The 23,293-nt window shown below is 38.3% G+C and carries 24 protein-coding genes and 1 tRNA gene; 16 read left to right on the plus strand and 9 right to left on the minus strand.

The features are described from left to right. The first annotated feature begins 46 nt into the window (after positions 1 to 46). The 3 genes from tgt to LGB01_06620 all read left to right on the plus strand — a co-directional run bounded on the left by tgt (position 47) and on the right by LGB01_06620 (position 4,529). Entirely contained in the window at positions 47 to 1,165 is a 1,119-nt protein-coding gene (tgt, locus tag LGB01_06610; GenBank protein MCB4753868.1) for a tRNA guanosine(34) transglycosylase Tgt, read from the plus strand. A 104-nt stretch (positions 1,166 to 1,269) separates the two neighbouring features. Further along, the gene (locus tag LGB01_06615) at positions 1,270 to 3,903 is read left to right on the plus strand and encodes a valine--tRNA ligase (GenBank protein ID MCB4753869.1); all 2,634 of its coding nucleotides are present in this window, start codon (positions 1,270 to 1,272) and stop codon (positions 3,901 to 3,903) included. A gap of 41 nt (positions 3,904 to 3,944) precedes the next feature. After that, positions 3,945 to 4,529: a sel1 repeat family protein gene (locus tag LGB01_06620; GenBank protein ID MCB4753870.1), complete on the plus strand. Its 585-nt coding sequence runs from the start codon at positions 3,945 to 3,947 to the stop codon at positions 4,527 to 4,529. Between the two features lie 22 nt (positions 4,530 to 4,551). On the opposite strand, the gene LGB01_06625 is transcribed toward LGB01_06620, so the two are convergent. From LGB01_06625 to fabI, 3 genes are all read right to left on the minus strand, one after another. Beyond that, positions 4,552 to 5,820, minus strand: coding sequence for a DUF2130 domain-containing protein (locus LGB01_06625; protein ID MCB4753871.1), 1,269 nt, complete (start codon positions 5,818 to 5,820; stop codon positions 4,552 to 4,554). Between the two features lie 79 nt (positions 5,821 to 5,899). Beyond that, positions 5,900 to 6,658, minus strand: coding sequence for a 23S rRNA (guanosine(2251)-2'-O)-methyltransferase RlmB (gene rlmB, locus LGB01_06630; protein MCB4753872.1), 759 nt, complete (start codon positions 6,656 to 6,658; stop codon positions 5,900 to 5,902). A 92-nt stretch (positions 6,659 to 6,750) separates the two neighbouring features. After that, complete coding sequence (gene fabI, locus LGB01_06635; protein ID MCB4753873.1) at positions 6,751 to 7,575, minus strand: enoyl-ACP reductase FabI; 825 nt, start codon at positions 7,573 to 7,575, stop codon at positions 6,751 to 6,753. A gap of 83 nt (positions 7,576 to 7,658) precedes the next feature. Between fabI and LGB01_06640 the strand changes: the two genes are divergently transcribed. Beyond that, on the plus strand, positions 7,659 to 8,150 hold the full coding sequence (locus tag LGB01_06640; protein MCB4753874.1) for an asparaginase: 492 nt from the start codon (positions 7,659 to 7,661) through the stop codon (positions 8,148 to 8,150). 90 nt (positions 8,151 to 8,240) lie between these two features. Beyond that, entirely contained in the window at positions 8,241 to 9,482 is a 1,242-nt protein-coding gene (locus tag LGB01_06645; GenBank protein ID MCB4753875.1) for a saccharopine dehydrogenase family protein, read from the plus strand. A gap of 46 nt (positions 9,483 to 9,528) precedes the next feature. On the opposite strand, the gene pgeF is transcribed toward LGB01_06645, so the two are convergent. Then, entirely contained in the window at positions 9,529 to 10,305 is a 777-nt protein-coding gene (pgeF, locus tag LGB01_06650) for a peptidoglycan editing factor PgeF (protein ID MCB4753876.1), read from the minus strand. A gap of 65 nt (positions 10,306 to 10,370) precedes the next feature. Here pgeF and LGB01_06655 point away from each other — a divergent pair, with 65 nt between their 5' ends. Next, entirely contained in the window at positions 10,371 to 11,546 is a 1,176-nt protein-coding gene (locus LGB01_06655; GenBank protein ID MCB4753877.1) for a rod shape-determining protein RodA, read from the plus strand. Beyond that, positions 11,547 to 11,623, plus strand: a tRNA-Ile gene (locus LGB01_06660). A 20-nt stretch (positions 11,624 to 11,643) separates the two neighbouring features. Here LGB01_06660 and LGB01_06665 read toward each other — a convergent pair. Genes LGB01_06665 through LGB01_06675 form a run of 3 tightly spaced genes read right to left on the minus strand, consistent with a single transcriptional unit; the run spans position 11,644 to position 14,091 of the window. Continuing rightward, positions 11,644 to 12,300, minus strand: a complete 657-nt coding sequence (locus tag LGB01_06665; protein MCB4753878.1) for an HAD family hydrolase — start codon at positions 12,298 to 12,300, stop codon at positions 11,644 to 11,646. Between the two features lie 3 nt (positions 12,301 to 12,303). Next, complete coding sequence (locus LGB01_06670) at positions 12,304 to 13,239, minus strand: PDC sensor domain-containing protein (protein MCB4753879.1); 936 nt, start codon at positions 13,237 to 13,239, stop codon at positions 12,304 to 12,306. Positions 13,240 to 13,272: 33 nt separating this feature from the next. After that, positions 13,273 to 14,091 (minus strand): phosphatidylserine decarboxylase, encoded by an 819-nt coding sequence (locus LGB01_06675; GenBank protein MCB4753880.1) that lies wholly within the window; start codon positions 14,089 to 14,091, stop codon positions 13,273 to 13,275. 117 nt (positions 14,092 to 14,208) lie between these two features. On the opposite strand from LGB01_06675, the gene LGB01_06680 reads away from it, so the two are divergent. The 4 genes from LGB01_06680 to LGB01_06695 are packed head-to-tail and all read left to right on the plus strand — an operon-like array spanning position 14,209 to position 17,778. Continuing rightward, positions 14,209 to 14,961, plus strand: a complete 753-nt coding sequence (locus LGB01_06680) for a 3'-5' exonuclease (protein MCB4753881.1) — start codon at positions 14,209 to 14,211, stop codon at positions 14,959 to 14,961. Continuing rightward, positions 14,955 to 16,214: a glutamate--tRNA ligase gene (locus LGB01_06685; protein ID MCB4753882.1), complete on the plus strand. Its 1,260-nt coding sequence runs from the start codon at positions 14,955 to 14,957 to the stop codon at positions 16,212 to 16,214. The genes LGB01_06680 and LGB01_06685 overlap by 7 nt, the downstream gene beginning before the upstream one ends. Beyond that, entirely contained in the window at positions 16,214 to 16,489 is a 276-nt protein-coding gene (locus LGB01_06690) for a YggT family protein (protein MCB4753883.1), read from the plus strand. Before LGB01_06685 ends, LGB01_06690 begins: the two co-directional genes overlap by 1 nt. 2 nt (positions 16,490 to 16,491) lie before the next feature. Then, positions 16,492 to 17,778, plus strand: coding sequence for a transglycosylase SLT domain-containing protein (locus tag LGB01_06695; GenBank protein MCB4753884.1), 1,287 nt, complete (start codon positions 16,492 to 16,494; stop codon positions 17,776 to 17,778). Positions 17,779 to 17,785: 7 nt separating this feature from the next. On the opposite strand, the gene LGB01_06700 is transcribed toward LGB01_06695, so the two are convergent. Next, positions 17,786 to 18,301, minus strand: a complete 516-nt coding sequence (locus tag LGB01_06700) for a hypothetical protein (protein ID MCB4753885.1) — start codon at positions 18,299 to 18,301, stop codon at positions 17,786 to 17,788. Positions 18,302 to 18,392: 91 nt separating this feature from the next. On the opposite strand from LGB01_06700, the gene mobB reads away from it, so the two are divergent. Genes mobB through LGB01_06715 form a run of 3 tightly spaced genes read left to right on the plus strand, consistent with a single transcriptional unit; the run spans position 18,393 to position 19,951 of the window. Beyond that, a complete protein-coding gene (gene mobB / locus LGB01_06705) occupies positions 18,393 to 18,890 on the plus strand; it encodes a molybdopterin-guanine dinucleotide biosynthesis protein B (GenBank protein ID MCB4753886.1) in 498 nt (165 codons plus the stop codon). A gap of 9 nt (positions 18,891 to 18,899) precedes the next feature. Continuing rightward, positions 18,900 to 19,754: a class 1 fructose-bisphosphatase gene (locus tag LGB01_06710; protein MCB4753887.1), complete on the plus strand. Its 855-nt coding sequence runs from the start codon at positions 18,900 to 18,902 to the stop codon at positions 19,752 to 19,754. After that, the gene (locus tag LGB01_06715; protein MCB4753888.1) at positions 19,754 to 19,951 is read left to right on the plus strand and encodes a hypothetical protein; all 198 of its coding nucleotides are present in this window, start codon (positions 19,754 to 19,756) and stop codon (positions 19,949 to 19,951) included. Before LGB01_06710 ends, LGB01_06715 begins: the two co-directional genes overlap by 1 nt. Here the strand turns inward: LGB01_06715 and LGB01_06720 are convergent. Beyond that, on the minus strand, positions 19,948 to 20,199 hold the full coding sequence (locus tag LGB01_06720; GenBank protein ID MCB4753889.1) for a GIY-YIG nuclease family protein: 252 nt from the start codon (positions 20,197 to 20,199) through the stop codon (positions 19,948 to 19,950). The two genes, LGB01_06715 and LGB01_06720, sit on opposite strands and share 4 nt — an antisense overlap. 81 nt (positions 20,200 to 20,280) lie before the next feature. Between LGB01_06720 and metG the strand changes: the two genes are divergently transcribed. Both metG and LGB01_06730 read left to right on the plus strand, forming a co-directional pair. After that, positions 20,281 to 22,236 (plus strand): methionine--tRNA ligase, encoded by a 1,956-nt coding sequence (gene metG / locus LGB01_06725; protein MCB4753890.1) that lies wholly within the window; start codon positions 20,281 to 20,283, stop codon positions 22,234 to 22,236. A 2-nt stretch (positions 22,237 to 22,238) separates the two neighbouring features. After that, positions 22,239 to 23,219, plus strand: coding sequence for a hypothetical protein (locus tag LGB01_06730; protein MCB4753891.1), 981 nt, complete (start codon positions 22,239 to 22,241; stop codon positions 23,217 to 23,219). Positions 23,220 to 23,293 lie beyond the last annotated feature (74 nt).

Below are 23,293 nucleotides of genomic sequence, written 5' to 3' on the forward strand. Positions count from 1 at the left end.
ATTTAGATATAATCCTGTTCACTATTTAAGAGGATATTATAACACAATGCAATTTCAGATAGATAAAACCGATGGAAGGGCACGTGCGTGCACTATCCAAACTACGCACTCTACAATACAAACACCAGTTTTTATGCCTGTAGGAACCGTTGGTGCAGTCAAGGCACTTGATGCAACCGACCTTGAGACTTTTATTAAGCCTGAGATTATTCTTGCCAATACATATCATATGTACATTCGTCCTAGTGATGATGTTGTCGCTAAGATGGGCAAACTACACGGTTTTACAAAATTTCCTAAAAGTTTTCTAACTGATAGTGGTGGCTTTCAAGCATTCTCTCTCTCGGACAATGTCAAAATAGATGAAGGAGGCATTACCTTTCGTAGCCATCTTGATGGCAGCAAACACTATTTCACCCCTAAAAAGGTTATTGATATCCAGCATAACCTCGGTTCAGATATTATGATGATTCTTGATGACCTTGTTGCCCTGCCTGCCACACAGGAACGCATTGCTGCCAGTATCGATCGTACGTCACGCTGGGCAAAAGAGTCCATTGATTACTTTAGGCAGAAACAGAAAGAGGGTATAGGTGTCAATCAAAATATCTTTGCCATCATTCAAGGCGGTACAGATAAAGCCTTCAGAGAAAAATCTGCCAAAGAGCTCTGTACACTTGACTATGATGGCTTTGCCATTGGTGGGCTCAGTGTAGGTGAGAGCAATGAAGACATGTATGAAACTGTTGCATGGACAACACCTTTCATGCCCAAAGAAAAACCACGCTATCTCATGGGTGTAGGCACGCCTGAAGACCTCATAGAAAATGTCTACCGTGGTATTGATATGTTCGATTGTGTCATGCCAACCCGTAATGCGCGAAATGGTACTCTCTTTACCTCTTTTGGCAAGGTCAATATCAAAAAAGCCTGCTACACCACTGACTTAGAGCCCATCGATCCAGAGTGCAACTGTATGGTCTGCCAAACCTACAGTCGTGCCTATCTACGTCACCTCTTCCGTGCCCATGAACTGACCTACTTTAGACTTGCAACCATCCATAACCTCTACTACTACCTGCACCTGATGAAGCAGATGAGGGAAGCTATACTCAAAGAACAGTTTGAAGTATTTAGAAAAGCATTTTATAAGAAGCGGAAGTAGGGATACTGGTATCGCTCATCTTTTTCTAGTAAAACAAAAAGCACCATTTGGGTATAATCGCGATACTACTAAAGTATTAAGTGATAAGCATTAAGAGGGACGCAATGAGTGAAACAAAAAAGAATGTCTATAATCCCAAAGAGATTGAAGAGAACTACTACAAGCTCTGGGAAGAGCGTGGTTATTTTGAAGTAGAAGGAAATAAGAAGATACAACAAGCAGATAAAACCTTCTGCATCATGATGCCACCACCCAATGTCACAGGGCATCTACATATCGGACATGGGCTTACTTTTACTCTACAAGATATCATTATCCGATACAAGCGTATGGATGGCTATAGGACACTTTGGCAACCAGGAACTGACCATGCAGGTATTGCCACACAAAATGTTGTCGAAAAACAGCTTTTAGCAGAAGGTACAACAAAAGAGGAGATTGGGCGCGAAAAGTTCCTTGAGCGTGCTTGGCAGCAAAAAGACAACTCTGGTAGTGCCATTACCAAGCAACTTCGTAAGCTTGGGGTCTCCCCCACTTGGAGCCGTGAACGTTTCACAATGGATGAAGGTCTTGCTAATGCAGTCAAGAAAGCCTTCAAACAGATGTATGATAACGGATACATTGTTCGTGGTAACTATATGATCAACTGGTGTACCCATGATGGTGCACTCTCAGATATTGAAGTAGAATATGAAGATCATGCAGGCAAACTTTACCATATCCGCTACCCACTCTCCGATGGTTCTGGTATCGTAGTTGTTGCTACAACACGTCCTGAAACCTACTTTGGAGATACTGCAGTCATGGTACACCCTGATGATGTACGACACAAACATCTTATTGGAAAGACTGTTACCTTGCCGCTAATCGGTCGTAAAGTAAAGATTATTGCAGATAAGCATGTTGATATGGAATTTGGTACAGGGTTTGTGAAGGTCACACCCGCACACGATCCAAATGACTACGAAGTAGGCAAACGGCATCATCTGGAATTTATAACTATTTTTGATGAAAATGGTATTCTTAACGAATATTGCGGTAATTTTTCAGGCATGGAGCGTCTTGAAGCACGTGAAAAGATTGTACAGAAACTTGAGGCAGAAGGCTTTATTCAAAAAATTGAAGACCACCAACATCAGGTAGGACACTGTTATCGCTGCAAGAATATCGTTGAACCTTATATCTCCAAACAGTGGTTTGTAAAAAAAACATTTGCTAAAGCTTCCATTGAAAAGGTCAACGCCAACAAAGCAACGTTTTTCCCTTCTCATTGGATCAATTCCTATAATGCATGGATGAACGACTTGCGTGACTGGTGTATTTCACGTCAGCTCTGGTGGGGACATCAAATTCCAGTAATGTACTGTAATGACTGTGGTGCTGAGTTTGCCTTTGACAATAAAAGACCAACTGTATGCAAAAAATGTGAAAGTAACAATATACACCAAGATGAAGATGTGCTCGATACATGGTTCTCTTCTGGGCTTTGGCCTTTTAGTACACTTGGATGGGGAAACGGTAACACACTTAAAGATAAAAAGTGGTTTGGGGATGACCTCAATACCTTCTATCCCAACCAATTACTCATCACTGGATTTGATATTCTCTTCTTTTGGGTAGCGCGTATGCTGATGATGGGTGAAAACATTACAGGTGAACTGCCATTTAAAGACATCTATCTTCATGCTCTTGTCAAAGATGAAAAAGGCGAGAAGATGAGTAAATCTAAAGGAAACGTTATTGATCCACTGGTAATGATAGAAAAATACTCTGCTGATGCACTACGTTTTACTCTTGCCATTTTAGCAGTTCAAGGGCGAGATATTAAATTGAGTGAAGAGAAGCTTGAGCAGAGCCGTAACTTTACCAACAAACTCTTCAATGCTGCAAATTATCTACAACTTAACCATAGTATATTTGCTGATCTCAGACAAGAAGAGATTCAAACTCCTTTAGGGCACTACATGCTCTCTCGTTTCAATCTTGCGGTCAAAGAGACACGTAACTACATCGATCAATACCGCTTTAATGATGCAGCAACCACCCTCTACCGCTTTCTTTGGGGTGAGTTTTGTGACTGGGGAATTGAGTTAAGCAAGGCAAGCAAAAAGAGTGTGGCAGAACTTGGCAGTATCTTCAAAGAGTCGCTCAAGTTACTGCACCCTTTTATGCCATTTATCACCGAAAACCTCTATCAAAGACTCTCAGGCAAAGTGCTTGAAGATAATACTTCCATCATGATAATGACATATCCCAAAGTATGGAAAGTTAATGAAGAGATTACCGAGCAGTTTAACCTTGCCATCGAGGCAATCGTCTCTGTGCGACGTTGCAAAACCCTCATTGAGAAAGGTAATCAACGTATCGAAAAAGCAACGATTAAATTCAACAAACCTGCCGATACGGCGCTACTAAAACCTTTTATTGAAAAACTTACCAAAGTTGATAAAATTGAGTTTGCCAACAAAAAGCTTGACAACTGTGTTACAGATGTTTCCAACTCTCTTGAAAGTATGATCTCCACTGATGATATTGACATGAGTGCTATTGTGAATAAGCTAACCAAACAAAAAGAGAAACTTGAAAAAGAGTTAACCAAACTAAATGGTATGCTATGCAATAAGAAGTTTGTTGCCAATGCACCCAAACAAGTTATTGCCCAAAACCGTCAACAGCTTGAAGAGATACAAGCAAAACTTGAAAAAGTTGAAACTGAACTTAAAGGGTTTAAGGTATAGCAATTTTGTAAATAGAAATACCTACCAAAAGGATATTTACCATGCAAAAGCAAGTACAAGAAGCTTATAATATACTTTTAGCCAAAGAGTATGACAAGGCTTTTGTTCTCTACTCTGACCTTGCTAAGCAGAAAGAGCCAAGCAGTTTTTACTATCTGGGCTTTCTCTACTTTAGGGGATTTGGAGTCAAGCAGAACCTTAAAAAGGCGTTTAAGTGCTACCTCGAAGCAGCAACACATGAAGTACCACTGGCACAATTTGAGGTAGCACTCATGCTTGAGAATGGAGATGGTTGTGAACAAAACTACTCCGAGGCGGCATTTTGGTATGAAGAGGCAGCGAAACGTGGAAATTTTGAAGCCTTCAATAATCTTGGCGCACTCTATCGTGAAGGTCTAGGAGTTGAACAAAATTACAAAAAAGCCTTCATCCTTTTCTCTAAATCTGCACAGGCAGGTATTGCTCAAGCACAGTTCAATCTTGGTGCACTCTATGACATGGGTTTAGGATGTGAAGAAAATAAAGAAAAAGCCATTGAATGGTGTCGTAAATCTGCCTACCAAGGTCACAAAAAGGCCAAAGAAATTATCAAAAGAATGCAACAAGATGGACAGATTGTTTTTTAAGCAGATAGAGATATATGCGGTACTATTTATCGGTAGATACAGTCATCTCTTCTGATAATTCCAAAGCCTCTATGTGACCAAGAGACCCTATCCCTGCAATACCTTGTAAAGACCCGTACATCTCAGTTGTATTTTGCAGTACACCGTCTATAAGTTTTTGTCGGCGTTTCCAGCTTGCCATAAGAGAACGTCTCTCTTTGTCTAGTTCGGTCTGCATTTGCATAAAGCCGTCTACAATAGCTTTAAGTTGCATCTGGAACTCATTGCCGGTAAGATAGCTGTAGAGCAAGACCATCTTGTCTCCACGATTCTCCTCTTTTTGTACTGTTTTGTGTACCCGTATAAGGCTCTCTCGCAACAAACTAACTGAGCCTTTAAACTCATCGAAAGAGCAAACCCAAATACCATCAACCCAGCCCATACGCTCCATACCGTTTGGATAAACCGAAGTAACAAGTACCCCAATGTCAGCATTAACTTTAAGCATATCCTGCTTGAGTTTATTGATCCAATTATCACTCCATGCTTTAGTATTTTTAGACTCATAGCAAAGCACACCACAGTTTTGTATCTCTCTCGTATGCACCGTCTGAACACAATCTGCTCCAAGACCACCCTTTTTAACCTCTTCAATAGTATCAAATGGAAATTGGCTACTTAACCAATCTTCTATGGCAAGCTCCAATACTTCGCCCTGTACCTGCATACTCCCCTGTTCTACTTTACGTTTGGCATCCTCGAGTGATCGCTTGAGTTGTTTGAGTTGTTCATCTTTCTCTTTGAGCTTAAGTATCTGTGTCTCTTCAATCTCTTTGAGTCTACGTGTTGCTACCTCATCAAGCATCTTTTGCATCCTTACTTTCTCATCAGACAATCTTGTGTTAAGCTCCTGCTCTGCTTCCATCTTTACTTTAAATACAAGCTCATTCTTTTCACGCTTGAGTCTCTCTATCTCAACTTTAGCAGTACTGAGCTCTTGTATCTGTTTGGACTTCTGCTCTAGCTCCTGTTGCATTTCTGCCATCGCTTCGCCCTGCTCCTGGGTAATTTGATACCTAAGCTCGTCAGCAATCTTGATACGCTCCTGTTTAATCTGTTCTCTTATTGCTTCACGTACTGCCTCTTCGGCCTGCTCTTTTTCTTTGTCAAGAGCCTCCTCTTTTGCTTTGAGAATTTTAAGTTGGCTCTTATGTTTTTGTTTAAACTTTTCTTCTATTTGATGGTAAAATATCTTATCAATATCAATCTGCATACTACAGCTTGGACACTGAATAGTACTAGGGGAAGACATGAGAAACTCCTCATTTGGTAATATGAAGATATTTTATCAAAAAAAGAGACTTTAGTAGAAAAAATGTCAAATTGTCATACTATTCCAAAAAGGAAAGCAGTGCAGCCGTAACTGCTACATTAAGGGACTCCACACCCCTACTCATTGGAATTGCAATACTCTCATTACATAAATGCTTCACAACAGTGGAGACCCCATCACTCTCATTTCCAAGTATAAATATAGTCTTTTTTGTATAGCGTTGTTCTTTGTAACTTTTTGTTGCATGAGAAGAGAGGGTGTAGAGTAAAGCACCATCTTGCTTGAAATCCAAGAGTGTCTCTTTCAGATTGGATGTTTTGAGAATAGGCATCTTAAAAAGCGTCCCCGCACTTGCTTTAATAACCAGTGGACTAATCTGTGAAACACCTTTGACTGGAAGCAAAATTGCATCAATGTTCCCCGCCGCACAGGAGCGGATAATCATGCCAAGATTTTGAGGATTTGTCACCCCGTCAAGTACAACAATACGGTAACTTTCATGTTGTGCTTTAAAAGATGCTATTGAATCAAAGTGCTCAAGTACAATGTCAAGCGCCACTCCCTGATCCTGCTTGGCATTTTTCGAGATATACGAGAGTACTTTTTTATCATGATATGCAATCTCTATATTTCTTTTTTTTGCCAATTTTGTTATCTGATCAAGTATTTTGGCAGGCTTATTGGAGCTAGAAAGATGGAGTTTATAGATAGAAATACATTTATCCTGCAGTGCTTCAAATACAGCATTTCGTCCATAGATAGTCAAAACTTTATCAAAGAAAGTTTTTTTCTCAAGGTAGGCTTTTGAATCTTTCAAGTACACCCTTTTTGGTGGGTAAAAATACCACTCTAATATCTAAATGTAATCGTAGTCATGTAAAATATTTTAATTAAAAAATAAATGGTATTTTATGATTCTCCATTCCATGCAATATGTGGTTTGCCACCATTGTCAAATTCAACTGCAGGCATTCCCATAATATTGAAACCACTATCAACGTAGTGAATCTCTCCAGTCACAGCCGAGGAGAGATCTGAAAGAAAATACATACCCGAATTTCCTACCTCTTCAATGGTAACATTTTTTTTCAATGGTGCGTGTGCCGCATTCCATTTAAGCATAAAACCAAAGTCACCAATACCTGCTGCTGCCAATGTTTTGATGGGACCAGCACTAATAGCATTGACACGAATACCATCTTGACCAAGGTCTTCAGCAAGGTATTTTACCGTCATCTCCAATGCTGCTTTGGCAACACCCATAAGGTTATAGTTTGGAATATACTTTACACCACCATAGTAACTCAAAGTTAATACTGAACAACTATTGGACATGATAGGTTTTAGCTCTCTTGTTATCTCAATAAGCGAATAGACTGAAATATCCATTGCTATATCAAATGCTTCTTTAGAGATATTCACAAATTGCCCATTGAGCCCCTCTTTGGGTGCAAATGCAATAGAGTGTACAACAAAATCAATTGTACCAAAATCTTTTTTAAGCGATTCTCTTAGTGTCCTAATCTCTTCGGGTTTACTCACATCACACGGATAGAGTCTTGCGCCACATCCAAGGTCTTCCGCAATAGGTGTAAGTTTTTGTTCAAAACGCTCATTAAGAAAGGTGATCGCCATCTCTGCCCCTTGTGCTTGGCACGCCTTTGCAATACCATATGCAATGGACTTTTTGTTAGCAATACCAAGTATCACTCCCTTTTTACCCTTCATAATCATCACTTTTTCTCCAAAATAAAATTTGGGTATTCTATCATATTTGAGGTAAAATATAGTACCATTGACAAAACCTAGGAGATACCATGAACAGTCTGCTTATCATTAACACTGGAGGCACATTCAATAAGCAATACAATCCTGTGAATGGTAAACTATACATCAATAAAATGGCTACTTTTCTTGAAACAATTGCTAAAAAATGGATGATCCACTTTAAAATTATTAATATCATTGGAAAAGATTCTCTAGAGATTACTAGCCATGATAGGCTAGAACTTCTAACAACTATTCACCAGGCAAAAGAGCAGAAGATTATTGTAGTACACGGTACAGATACCATGCATACAACAGCAACATATCTTGATGATGCAAAGCTCCAAAAGTGTATTGTTCTTACTGGTGCCATGGTACCCTACAGTATTGACCCAGTTGAAGCAACTGCTAATTTTTCTTCTGCGTATGGATTTTTATATACGCTAGAGAGAGACGGTATCTATATTGCCATGAATGGCATTATCTCCCCTTTTAATAAAATTACAAAAGACCGAAATGAAGGAAAATTTGTACAACAATAAATAGCTACTTTTATCTTGTTAAAAGTCAACAAAATATCGATTTACTTTAAAATATGATAAAATAGCACACTTTTTTTCAAGGAGCTTTTCATGTCAGCTAAAACCCTCATCATAGGTGCAGGTGGTGTCGGAAATGTCGTTGCTTTCAAATGTGCAATGAATATTGATGTGTTTGGCAATATTATCTTGGCAAGTCGCACACTTAAAAAATGTGATGAAATTGCAATCAATGTAGAGAAAAAAATAGGTATAAAAATTTCTACTGCTCAAGTTGATGCCGATTCCATACCTCAACTGACCAATCTTATCAAAAAAACAGAAGCAGATATTGTCATCAATGTAGCACTCCCCTACCAAGATCTAACCATTATGGATGCATGCATCAAATGCGGTGTAGACTACCTTGATACTGCCAATTACGAACACCCCGATGAGGCAAAGTTTGAATACAAAGAGCAGTGGGCACGCAATAAGGCATTTGACAAGGCAGGTATCATGGGATTGCTTGGCTCAGGATTTGACCCAGGTGTCACCAATGTATTCTGTGCTTATGCTCAAAAGCATTATTTTGATGAAATTCATACTATCGATATTCTTGACTGCAATGCAGGTGATCATGGCTATGCATTTGCCACCAATTTTAACCCTGAAATTAACCTACGTGAAGTTTCTGCCAAAGGACGCTACTGGGAAAACAATAGATGGATTGAAACAGAACCTATGGAAATTAAGCAGGTGTGGAACTACCCCGAAATAGGACCTAAAGACTCTTATCTGCTTTACCATGAAGAGATGGAGAGTCTGGTCAAACATATTAAGGGGCTTAAACGTATCCGCTTCTTCATGACCTTTGGTGAAAGCTATCTGACACACATGAAGGTACTGAAAAATATTGGTATGCTTGACATAGAACCAATTATACATCAAGGGAAGGAAGTTATCCCCATCGAATTCCTTAAAACTTTATTGCCAGACCCTGCCAGTCTCGGATCACACACCAAAGGCAAGACCAATATTGGTATTTTTGCCAAAGGTATCAAAGATAATAAACCAAGAACTATTTACATTTACCAAGTGAGCGACCACGAAAAGTGCTATGCAGAAGTAATGAGTCAGGCAATTAGTTATACCACTGGTGTACCTGCAATGATTGGAGCAAAATTAATGCTTGAGAAGCGATGGCACAAGGCTGGTGTATATAACATGGAAGAGTTTAATCCTGATCCATTCATGGAAGAACTTAACAAACAAGGGCTTCCTTGGAAAGTTAAAGAGCTTGATACCAACACCAGTCTAAGGGTAGATAAACCAAATGGTATATCAATTGCATAAAACTATCAGTAGTAAAGCCGTGGATAATATCCATAAACAAAGACCTTTATTTTTTGTCAAATAGTGATATACCTATAAGACTCATAAATCGCCCACTACACTTCTGCTCTTGACGGTAGGAGAAAAAGTGTTTTGTATCACAAGCAGTACAAATATCACTCATCTCAATATTCCTCTCTTGTAGACCTGCTTCCATTAGATGTGCCCTATTAATCAAAGGCAAATCAAGCATATATTTGTCTGCTTTTTGTTGTAGAGCATTGGAGTATTCACAAAAATGTACTGCAACCTCTTTACCCACCTCATAGCAACACTTTCCAATTGATGGAGCAATGCCTGCAATAATCTCTTCAGGGTTTGAACCATAAGTTTGTTGCATCTTCTTTACTGTTTTGAAAACAATTTTTGCTTTTGTGCCCTTCCATCCTGCATGGATAGCTGCTACGACTTGATGTGCATAATCATACAGCAATACTGGAACGCAATCGGCTGTCAGTATGCCGAGCATTACCTCTTTTTGGTTTGTGATGAGTGCATCACAGTTTTTTACGGCACTCTTCTGATCTTTCCAGCCAGCAGTTTCTCTCTTTGTTACAACATATATATTATCACTATGTATTTGGTTTGCTATTACAAAGTTAAGTTTTCCTGATGTATTAAATACCCTTTCTACCTGTCTCCTGTTTCTAAGAATATATTCAGGTGTCTCTCCTGTATGTAATGCCAAAGAGAATCTAAAAAATGCACTATTGGATTTCATAGTTACGGCATGAAAACATTTAGGATATGCTTCAAGCAATTTAAAACGGTAAAGGTTTATCATGATGATTATCCTTAATACTTTACGATATAATAATAACCAAATTTATATTGGGATAGCATACATATATGGAAGATTGGTTTATTAAAAATACTCTTAATAAAAGTAAAACATATACACTATATTTATTTAAGCACTTTTCCTACTTACTTATGCTTCAACTTCTGCCCATATTCATCATCTCCTCATATCTAATATATGAGATTAATATTAAACTTTTCAATAAGCAAATGACCTACTATCTTATTGCTTTTATTATTTTTATTGTTACTATTGTTATCCCATGGAGACGTATACTTTGGTGGATTACTCCACTTTTCTATCTTGTCAGTCTTGGGCTACTTATTGCAGTGGAATTTGTAGGAAAGACTATTCTTCATGCTAAACGATGGATAGAACTTCCTGTCATACATATAACCATTCAGCCTTCTGAATTAATTAAGGTCAACGTCATCATGATGCTTGCTTATCTCATACATAAAAAACCACCGCCAAAAGATGGGTATAGACTTTTTCAGTTCATTAAGCTTTCACTTATCATTATTATTCCATTTCTTATTATTGCCAAAGAACCTGATCTTGGTACAGCACTGGCACTGCTCATTACAGGCTATGGTATACTCTTTCTTGTAGGGATAAACTGGAAAATCTGGCTATCTCTATTTATTCTTATCAGTGCAGGCTCACCAATTATATATCAATATGGACTCAAGTCTTATCAGAAAAAACGTATCCATGATGTAATCAATAAACCAAGCTATCAAGTACGTCAAGCTCTCATTGCTATTGGAAGAGGAGGGATGGAGGGAAAAGATAAAGAGGATGCCACACAAACACAACTAAAATTCTTACCAGTCTCCTCCACTGATTTTATTTTTGCGTACCTTGGTGAGCGACTTGGTCTCAAAGGGATGATTATTGTTATAAGTCTTTATATTTTTCTCATCCTTAACCTACTCTATATCTCATGGAAACATAGGCGTGATTATCTCATCAAAACCTATGCAAGTGGGTTAGCTTTTCTTATTTTTGTCTATATGGGAGTCAATATTTTTATGATTATTGGACTTGCTCCAGTTGTAGGTCTCCCCTTACCAATGTTCAGTCATGGCGGAACCTCTTTTATTATTTTTACTATTATGTTTGGAATGCTACAAAATTTAATCACATTTAAAGACTACAATCGATATACTTCCGACGCAAAAATAACCATGCAGATACGAGGTACTTTTGTATCAACCTAAGGGCTCTTAGCTCAGCTGGTTAGAGCACTCGGCTCATAACCGAGTGGTCCAGGGTTCGAGTCCCTGAGAGCCCACCACTTCAATACCATCAAGTTAACTACTCCATATATTTATCTTTATGTGTGCTACATAAATATTTCGACAGTATCTCCACACTGGTAACTACCCCTTTTTTCTCAGTATGTTCAGTAAAACCCCAATCAACCATAATATAGTCAATGCCAGCATGCTTGGCAGCCTGTTCATCGCGTGGGCCATCGCCAATAAAGAGAGTCTTTTCTTTAGATATATTTAACCCATTGAGCAGTTTAAGCAACATATCTGGATATGGCTTGCCTTTACGAACATCATCATAACACGTAATGGCATCAAAATAAGTATAGATATTCAAATAGGTGAGTGACTCAATAGTAGAACGACGATAGGCATTGGTGGCAATTGCTAGCTTGAACCCCTTGTGTCTAAGTGATTCAAGCAGTGCCTTGATGCCCTCATAAAGCACCAGCTCTTTGTTGTGGTATTTGGTATAGTATTCAGAGAACCATCGTTCATGATCATGCTGAAAGGTTTTAGCATGGTAAAAAATCTGTGCTGGATTAACCGTATGATCATTGACTTTTGAAAGAATATATGTTGTATCCATAGGTTCAAATCCAAGCTGTTGTCGTACATAATTGATAGCATTGGCTATAGTAGTGGAGGAGTTGACCAGTGTACCATCCATATCGAAAATGATTAGTTCTTTGTTGACCATGAACTATTTACTTCTACCTTTTCTATCAGGGCGACTGAACTTAATATAGAGTGAGAGGCTTACCAGTAAAAGAGAAACACCGACAATAAGATAGACCGCATACTCAATTTTGGTTGGATCTATAAGTGCCGATTTAAAGACAAGCATCAAAGCTTCAATGGAGAGTGCAATGATTATAGAGCCCAAGAACTTCACCATTGTCTGGTGGGTATCATCTTCTGTTCCACCATACTTCTTCTCTTGTCCAAGCACCTCTTCAAGCATGATCGCTTTAACAAGATCAGCAATAGCAAGAGAGAGAGTCAACAAGATGGTAGACTTAAATACTTCATTGATGTCAATATTTGAAACATTGAGCCCAAAATGAAGAAAACTGGTAATACCTTTAATAAATAATAGTAGTGCTACACCCATTAAAGCAACCGAAAATGCCCCATAAATCCACTTATTTGCTATACCAAAGCTAGAATCAATAGAGCTTGGGTGTACCATTTTGAGGATATTTTTAAGTGTAATATCTACACAAATAACAGTGACCAAATGATTATTTGTATCATAAATGGGAAACGATGCTGTAACTACCATCTTATTGCTTCCCAATGAAGGGTATGGGTCGGTCAGAATACAGCGATGTTCTTTAAATGTACGGTAGTAATAAGCACGATCACTTCTGTCTTCTCCTTTCCCTGTACTGCTAAGCTTAGCGTTGCGAGAAATATTGTCTATTATCTGGGTACCATTACCATCAATGGCATAAATGACTTCTGCCAAAGGAAGCACCTCTTTAAGGTATTTAATCTTGCCAATAACCATATCAAGGGTAATACCCTCTTCGGTACCAATACTATGGGCAATATTTCTACTTAAAATATAGCACAAATAAGCCCTTGCCTTAGTACGTATCTGCGCATAATCCTGTATCTCTTTAACTGTAAGCATATCTCTTATATTCCTTCAAAATCTAATGAGTGTCTATACAACTCTTCCAATTACATCTGTAAATTTAACTTTCTGATTAACCGAAAGTGTTGGAACAATGGCACTTTTTTGTGCAAAATGTAAAACAGTTGAGCCCATCTCAAACCATCCCAAAAGCTCCCCTCTCTCAAGCATTACATTGTCATAAGTATAGTGTTGTGGTTTACAAATATCAGAATTGGTTTGCACCCTTGGCTCAAACATTACAACCATCTTGCCAACATTGAGTGCCCCTACAAGCACCAATACATGTGTACGTCCTCTCTCGTCTTCACATGCAATAATAATCCGCTCATTTTCAGTAAAAAGTGCTTTTTTATGCCTCAAAAATGGAAAATTAACGGGGTAGAGTTTCCCAGGAATATGTGTGAGTGAATGAACCTTGAGTGTCATAGGCATATGATAACGATGGTAATCTTTAGGAGAGAGGTAAAAATTCATAAACTCTCCCTCTTCTACTTGTTCTGCTGCTGCTGTATGATACTCACCAAATAGTCTCTTGATACTGTAGCCCATTCCCTTGATTTGGTAGGCCTTACCTTTCTTGATTGTACCATAGTCAGTTACAAGTGCATCGACACTGCTAATCAGTGCGTGCGGATCATTTGGTAAGATACGCTCAATTTCTAATGCACGCGTAAAGAGTGCATTAAGCGTCTTATAGCTTTTTGGATCACGAAATTCAGACATATCCAAACCCATAAGTTTCACATAGCCACTATTAATGATACCTTGAATAGCGGGGGGAAAAGGCTTAGAAGCAAACTTTCCAAAAACAAACGAGATTATAGAAGTAAAATCTCTTCTTCTCAATGGTTATCCTTTTTATATACAATTAGAGGTTAATTGGATTATACCATTAATGATTGAGGGTTAGGGACTATCAGTAGAAATTGGATATGATTTCGCAACCATTACAGAGGATTATTGATGGCAATTTATGTACTTTTTGATACAGAGACCACAGGCAATCAGGAACATGATCGTATTATTCAAGTGGGAGCAATGATTGTTCATAACCGAGAAAATATTGAGATTTTTGATGAACTCTGTTCAACTGAAGTTCCCATCAGTATTGAAGCAATGGAAATACATAACATCACCTCTGAACATATTGAAAATAAAGTACCCTTTTCCCAAACAGAATTCTTCAAAGAGATAGAAAAGTACAATAATAAGGAAAATTATCTCATCGCTCACAATATCAGTTTTGACCTCGGTATGCTTGAAAAAGAAGGATTTGTCAACCACTATACCCTCATCGATACCGTGCGTATTGCAAAACATCTTCTTCCAGATTCTCCCTACCACAGGCTTCAGTATCTGCGGTATTCATTAAAACTTTACAAAACTGAGATTGAGGAGGCAAAAAAGCTAGGTATCACTATCAAGGCACATGATGCCATCGGGGATGTGCTGGTTATGAAATTACTGCTAAGTAGACTTATACAATTGATACAGGAGCAGTTTCCTGGAATCAATCCAATGCAGAAGATGTCCGAACTAACCAAAGTACCTGTTCTAATGAAGACTTTTAAATTTGGAAAGTACAAGGATCGCAATATCGAAGAGGTCTCTAGGGAAGACATGGGGTATCTTCGGTGGATGTATAAAAATCTTGATCTTGATGAAGATATGCAATATACACTAGGGCAGTATTTGGGAGAATCGCTTAAATGCTAAGGTTTGTGGCTTCACCTACGGGCAATATGGATCTTGATACTCTGCATATAGCCCTTGTAAACTACCTTGTTTCAAGGCAACGCAATAAACCTCTTCTTGTACGTATTGATGATACTGAAAAAGAGGACGTTATAGAGGGAAAAGATACCGAAATAATAGAAATTCTTAAGAAATTTGCAATTAACCACGAGCGGACTTGTCACCAAAGTGAATATTTGCATCATTATCAAACCCTTGCTATTCGCTTACTCAAGGAGAAGAAAGCCTTCATCTGTACTTGTAATAGTATAGATTGTAATCAAATATGTCTCTCTCGAGATCAAAATAACTATGACCAGCTCAAGGAGAGTGGTGAACCTTTTACTATCCGCATAAGAAAACCTGATGAGGATATAGTCTACCATGACACAATACAAGACAAAGTGATTACTGCACCTCATAAGATTGGTAATTTTATCATTCTGCAGAATGATGCCACACCTACATCTAGTTTTGCTACAGCATGTGCGGATATCTTAAATGGTGTAGACCTAATCATTGAAAGTACCCAAAAGATACATGAAACTGCAAAACAAGTTTACATCAAAAAGTTACTCGGCTATCATGAAGCGTGCTGCTATGCACACCTCCCTTCACTGTTGAACTCTAAAGGGAAACCACTTGTTGAGGATGATAATTTTTCACTTCTAAGGCTCTTTTCGGATGGTTTCATTCCTGATGCTATCATCAACAATTTATTACTCTTACATATTACAGATTTCCCCAAAGAGATCTTTTATTTTTCAGAGATGGTCGAATGGTTCAAGCTTGAAGAAGCTCCCAAAGAACCAATGGTATTTGATATTAAAAAACTGCGGCACATCAACCGTATGCATCTACGTATGATGGATGACAAACAACTTTCGATACTCTTTGGATTTGCCGATGCTGACATCGGAAAGCTGGCAAAACTCTACCTCGATGAGGCTGCCACAATCAATGAACTTGCCACAAAAATTAGACCCATTCTTGCACCAAAAGTATTTGAAGGGGCTTGGGCAAAACAGATGCGACAGATACAGCAGGTACTTATTGATGCGCCAATGCTTGATACATTTGATAAACTTGAAGCATATGTTATACAAAAGACAAATCTAAGACACGAAAAACTTGACACTCCCTTACGTCTTCTATTAACCGGTACACAACAAGGACCAAGCCTACAAGATGTCTACACTTATATTCGATCTTATCTACTGGAGGTAATCTCATGATCAACGCACTAATCTACTCTTTTGTTAACATCATACATATGATTATTACACTTTATATTTGGGTGGTTATCATCTCAGCAGTGCTAAGCTTTGTTCGACCCGATCCAAGCAATCCAATTGTTCAGATACTTTACCGGCTCACTGAACCAGTCTACTACTGGCTACGACGTCATTTTCCATTTCTCATTATGGGTGGCATTGACCTTTCACCATTGGTCATTATCTTTGGGCTACAGTTTGTTGATCTCTTCATTATGAAACTTGTATTTGGATAAATATGATACAAAGAATCTTTTTGTTGGTACTTTTTATTTTGCTACCACTGGCAATATCACCAGTAATGGCAAAACATTTTACTTTCAAGCAAATACACAGTATGCCAAAAAGTACTGAAAAAGATTACTATATTTGGCGTTTTTTACAACAGAGGGGTACCACAGCTTACGAGGCTAAAGCCATTATCAAAGAGGTAAACTTTCTAAACAGAAAGCTCAAAACAGCTTATCGTACCAAAACAGGCTCTTTTTCAGGTCTTTATCAAGCTTTTGCTCATCGCAGCAATAATGTCCAAAAGCAAAAGAATCGTGCACAAGGAAGTCTTAACTTTAAAAAAGGCATCTCTATGGTTCAAAAGCATCGACTTAAGCTTGCTGCGCAATACTTCACCGCTGCTTACTATGCCTACAAAAAGCGACAAGAGAAAGATAAAGCACTTTTTTGGCTCTATCTTGTTACCAAAAAAAATCACTATTTAACAAAACTCATACAGAGTTGCCATGTCAATATATACACTTTTCTTGCTGCAGACATTAGAAAAAAAAAGTATCCTAATGCAATTGTAGTTCCAAAGGTATCCAGACGGCGTATACAGGGAGTTGATATCAAGGATCCAATCATTTGGGCAAAGATAAAACAAAAACTCTTTTTGGGGAATAGCGATATCAATAAGCTTGCTGAAGACTACAAATCAGAAGAGACTATTGGTATACATACCTACATTAAAACACATGTTCATAACTTTACCAAATCATACTTTCCTATGCCCTATCGTAATCTTATGAGACAGTATCCTATTGAGCGTCAAGCACTCATCTATGCCATTGCAAGGCAAGAGAGTCGTTTTATACCTGCATCTGTTTCACACTCTTTTGCATTAGGACTCATGCAGTTTATGCCCTTTTTGATCGATCATATTGCCAGGCAAAAAGGTGAAAAGCTTGACTATGATGATATATTTGATCCATATAAAGCTATCGAATATGCCAATATCCATCTAGACTACTTGACAAAATATCTCTACCATCCACTCTTCATTGCCTATGCCTATAATGGTGGTATTGGCTTTACCAAACATCTCATACGTCAAAAAAGAAATTTTAGACCTGGGTCATTCGAGCCCTACCTAAGTATGGAAAAGGTAAAGAATACCGAAACAGGCGAATATGGTAAACATGTCTTAACCAATTATATTGTCTATATGAATTTACTAGGAAAACCGATACGTCTACTACCCTTTATTGAGACACTCACCGACCCATCTATGACTGATTGCTTTAGAAAATAATGGTATATTAAAATACTTTTTGAGTAAAGGTGTATTTAAATTTCTTAGTAAAATAGAGTGCTCCTTCTCCATAGAGGTTACTTTTAAAAACCAACTTCAAGCGTTGTTTCATATCATGCGGAAAAGTAACAATAAAATAGCTTCTCCAATTGGAGACAAAGGAGAGCTCTTTTAGTCTGCTATCTGAAGAATCAATAGGTTTTATCTTTTTGGGTCTAACCCCATTGAGTGTAAAATTAAAATGGTGTATCCCACGTTTAGATGAGTCATCATCAATATATAACCCAACAATAAAACACTCATCCTCTTGATTATGTTGCATATTTTTAGAATCATAAAGATATGTTGCTATGAGGGATGCCCTTGTTAGATTTTCATCGTGCAGCTGTATCTTTTCAGTTTTTAGTAAATATTTATGATATGTTTTCTTTTTTTGATATGTTGCAAAAAGTTCAGACTGACCTTTACTACTACAACCTAAAAAAAATAGAGCAAAGGCAATCATCCATCCAATTGTACGCACTCTTTCTCCTTTGCTTGATTGTACGATTTTAACATAGTTTCAATAAAGATTAATGTATAATCCTATAGCATAAAATTGAAAGGACTTACGTGTGAAAACTCGAGTAGCTGTCGCATTTACTGGACCTTCAGGTAGTGGCAAAACCACGTTAGTCGAGAAGGTCTCCAAGGCATTGATTGGTACACAAAAAGTTGCCATTATCAAAAATGATCCTAAAGACAAAGCAGTTTTTGATATTGAAGGTAAAGATAGCCATACATTTTTTCAGACTGGTGCAGAGGTGGTCATCACCTCTCCAACACGAACAACCTACTTCTCACATAAAGAGAAGAGGCTTGACGAAATTATAGGCATGATTAACGATTTTGATATATTACTTGTAGAGGGTCTTAAAACACTACCTCTACCACGTATTGCCATCTTCCGTAACAAGATTGATGAGAGCTATTTTGATTACGTAGAAGCAATTGCAATTGATGATACTATCGATCACAGCAACTATGTCATTCCAAAGGATATCGATATTCTTGACCTCAATAATCTCAATATGATTCTAAAATGGATCAAAAAACACGCCAAGGCAATCTAAGGAAATATAATGTTGCGTATATTTGAAACCATTGAGCAGTGCGCCCTAAAGATAGATCACATCATTAAAACGGAAGATCTTGGATACTACAATACAGAAAATGCTTCTGGCGAAGAGCAGCTTAAACTTGATGTTAAAAGTGACCACATCATTGAAGAGGCCTTCAAAAGTATCTCTTTGGTCAAGTCTCTTGTAAGTGAAGAGAAGGAGGGGGAATTGCTGCTACATGAAGATGGCAAGTATACTATCTGCTACGATCCACTTGATGGATCCTCTCTTGTAGATGTAAACCTTTCGGTTGGTTCTATTTTTGGTATCTATGAAGGAGAGCTTAAGGCAAAGAACCTTGTTGCATCTGCCTATATTGTTTATGGTCCTCGTATAGAGATTATGCATGCTGTCAAAGGCGAATACCCCAAACACTACCGAGCACAAAATGGCTCTTTCAATCTTGTTTGCAAAGAAGTCATACTCAATGAAAAAGGTAAACTCAATGCACCCGGTGGTACACAGCAAAACTGGTCCAATTGCCATAAAAGCTTTGTTGATGGTCTGTTTTCTGAAGGTTATAGGCTACGCTACTCTGGTGGTATGGTACCCGATCTACACCAGATTCTACTCAAGGGAGGTGGTATCTTCTCTTACCCTGATACATCAGATAAACCACATGGTAAATTGCGACAACTCTTTGAAGTAATTCCTTTTGCCTTCATCTACGAACAAGCAGGTGGTCAAGCAGTTGACAACAAAGGCAGACGCCTTATGGAACTTGTGCCTACTCATCCACATGATACCAGCCCATGTTTTTTTGGATCAACGTATGAAATAGAAAAACTTAAAGAGGTTTATGGGGTAAAATTCTAATGGCACAAGAGAGAACTGATGAATGGGCTATTGCCCTACAGGAAAAAAAGCGTGAACTGCAAAAGTGTCAGCAAGAGCATAAAATTTCCAGTTGCCTTAAGTGCGAAAAACTACTTGCATGTGAACTGCGCAATGCCTATGTCAAATCTGTCTACAACAGTATGAACAAAGGTACAAGTGGTGGGTTTGAATTCTAAATATATGTTTCTATTAACTTTATTTTTCTTTCACGACACATCTTCTTTTTGATGTAGTACTCTCGTTTTGAAGCGCTGCTTCTATCCTTAAATACTTCACTATAGACTAGTTTTACGGGGCGTCTACTGCGAGTATATTTTGCCCCCTTATTGGAGTGATTATGCTCTTTGACACGACGCTCAAGGTTTGTAGTAATACCAGTATAGAGTGTCTCATCAGTACACTCAAGCATATAGACATAATACATACTGTTAGTTTACCCTCTCTACAGCACAATTTGGCTAAAATATTTTCTAATTTATAAACTCATTTGTTTAAGGATACTGCCATGCCATCTTGTCACAAAGCTTATATTACCACCCCCATCTATTATGTCAACGATATTGCCCATATTGGTCACGCTTATACAACTATTATTGCAGATACTCTTGCACGTTATTCACGTATGAGTGGTCTTGAAACTTTTTTTCTCACCGGTACTGACGAACATGGACAGAAAATCGAAGAGTCTGCTAAAGCCAAAGGGAAAAGTGCACAAGTGTATGCCGATGAGATATCTGCAACCTTTAAAAATCTCTGGGATACCTTTGATATCAGTTATGATAAGTTTATTCGTACGACTGATAAAGATCATATAAAAGGTGTGCAGAAAGTATTTAAAGTCATGTATGATAACGGTGACATCTACAAAGATGTCTATAAGGGGCACTACTGCATCTCTTGTGAAACTTTCTTTCCTGAAATTCAACTTGTTGATGGTGAATTTTGTCCCGAATGTGGCAAATCAACTACTGTCGTTGAAGAGGAGAGCTACTTTTTTAAACTCTCTAAATATGAAGATAAACTATTAAAGTGGTATAACGAGCATCCAGAATGTATTCTTCCACGCAGTAAACGCAACGAGGTTATCCGTTTTGTAGAAGGGGGGCTTGAGGACCTCTCTATTACCCGTACTAGCTTTGACTGGGGCGTTAAGTTACCTACAGAACTTAATGATCCAAAACATGTAATGTATGTTTGGCTTGATGCACTTATGAACTATGTTACTGCTCTTGGCTATGGTACCCATGAAGAAAATATGGATTTTTGGCCTGCACGTGTACAGGTTATTGGTAAAGATATTCTCCGTTTTCATGCCATCTATTGGCCAGCTTTCTTGATGAGCCTTGGACTGGAACTACCTAAACATATTGCGGCACATGGTTGGTGGACACGCGATGGGGAGAAAATGAGCAAATCTAAAGGTAATGTTATCGATCCCAAAGAGGTGGCAGATGCTTATGGGCTAGACAACTTCCGCTATTTCATGCTCAGAGAGGTACCTTTTGGTGGTGATGGAGACTTTAGTCAAAAGGCACTTATTGACCGTATTAATTCTGACTTAGGGAATGATCTTGGAAACCTACTTAATCGTCTTATTGGTATGAGCGGAAAGTACTTTGAGGGAGTAGTAGACTCCTCTCATGTTACCAAATACTATGAAGCAGAACTTCATGAAGTGGAAGTCTCACTCAATAAACTTGAACCACTACTTTTTGAAATGCAAATACACCGATATCTCGAAGAGCTCTGGAGACCATTAACCGTGGCAAACAAAGCTATTGATAAATATCAACCATGGACAATGATGAAAGAAGGAAAGGAGGAGGAAGCAATGGCACTTAATGGGCTCATTGCCAATATACTTTCCCAAGTTTCAATTATGCTCTATCCTGTGATGCCACAGGTTTGCCCTAAAATTGCTACAGCACTTGGCTTCACTATCGACCACAACAGTTGGCAACAGTACATCAAAAATAGACAGCTATTAGAGACATTTACCATAGAGAAGATTCCACCGCTCTTCCCCCGCATAGAAGAGCTACGGCTTAAACAAACAACACCAGAAGATACATCCGTCATCCCAGTATCTGAGAAAAAAGAGAAGAAACAGGAAACACAAAAAGAGGAAGGTGTAGCCCTCATTGGTATTGATCAATTTTTTCAAACCTCCCTAAAAATTGGTACAGTTATAAAAGCAGAAGAGGTGCCAAAAAGTAAAAAACTACTCCTATTGCAAGTGGATCTAGGTGAAGAGAATCCTAGACAAATTGTTGCGGGCATCAAAGAGTGGTACTCGGCTGAGGAGATTCTCAATACACAAGTCTGTGTAGTTGCCAACCTCAAACCTGCAAAACTCATGGGAATGATCAGCGAAGGAATGCTACTTGCCGCTAAAGATGAAGATGGTCTATGTATGATTCGTCCTGAAAAGTTGAAAAAATCTGGCACATCTATAGGATGAGCATGAAAATAGAAGATATCGTTAACCTTACAGAAGGTCAGTTGGTCAACTCGCCTAAGGTTGGTACCATTGAAGCAGCAACTGTCTATGCCTCCAAGATTGATCAAGGAGACCTCTTCTTCTCCTCTTCTCAAGAGGAGATAGATAAGGCACTTGAAAATGGTGCTTATGCCATCGTTTATGATAATGATAAAATACTTAAAAAAGACGAAGAGATTGCGTGGATAAAAGTAAGTAGTGTACAGCTAGCAGCATTTAAACTTATCCGCTACGTTGTACTCAAAAAAGAGGCAAAGTTTTATTATCTTTTAGAACATGAGATGAGTTTTTTAAAGATGATTCTCACCCACAAAGGGGGCATCGCTTTCATTACCAATGATTGGCGCAAAGCCTTTGAGAAGATACTCAACTCTGACAATACCCTGTTCGTAGGTACCGATAAAACATTACTACATATGATTAAACCTGATATACCGTATTTAAACAGAGAAGTTGAAGGATACCCCATCTCCGATACACTCTTTCGAACAACTTTTAAAGTCAATGGCTTTATCTACCAAGAAAAAAAGATGATTCCCTTTCACTTGGAGTATCTACTGCGAGTAGTACGTTTTTGCAATACTCACGAACTACCCTACTCAATTGATCGTATCAGATACACCAAACACTTTATTCCTACACATATTGATGGAAATCTAAATCATACTAAGTCTAGCAGAAGCGATAAGGTTGCTATCTTTGTTGATAACTTACCCGATATTGAGAAGGCGCGCGAATATGTTAAATGCTCCAATATGTGGGTTAAAAGTATTGTACTCACCCCCCCTAAGACCAAGGTACCAGGGATAGACCATCCTCACTGGTTTGAGGACGAAGAAGAGGTACGTGAGCTACTCAAGAGTATGCATTTTAATTATGCTTTTATTTACAACACCGATAAGCGTATACTCAATACAATAAAAGAGACGTATAGCCTATTTTAAAGGCTTGTCTGCTCTTACTCCTTACTTCCTAAACTACCTTAGTAATTCATACTTCATTGATTCCCAAAATCATT

This window comes from Sulfurovum sp. (assembly GCA_020525365.1).
Taxonomy (GTDB): Bacteria; Campylobacterota; Campylobacteria; order Campylobacterales; family Sulfurovaceae; genus Sulfurovum.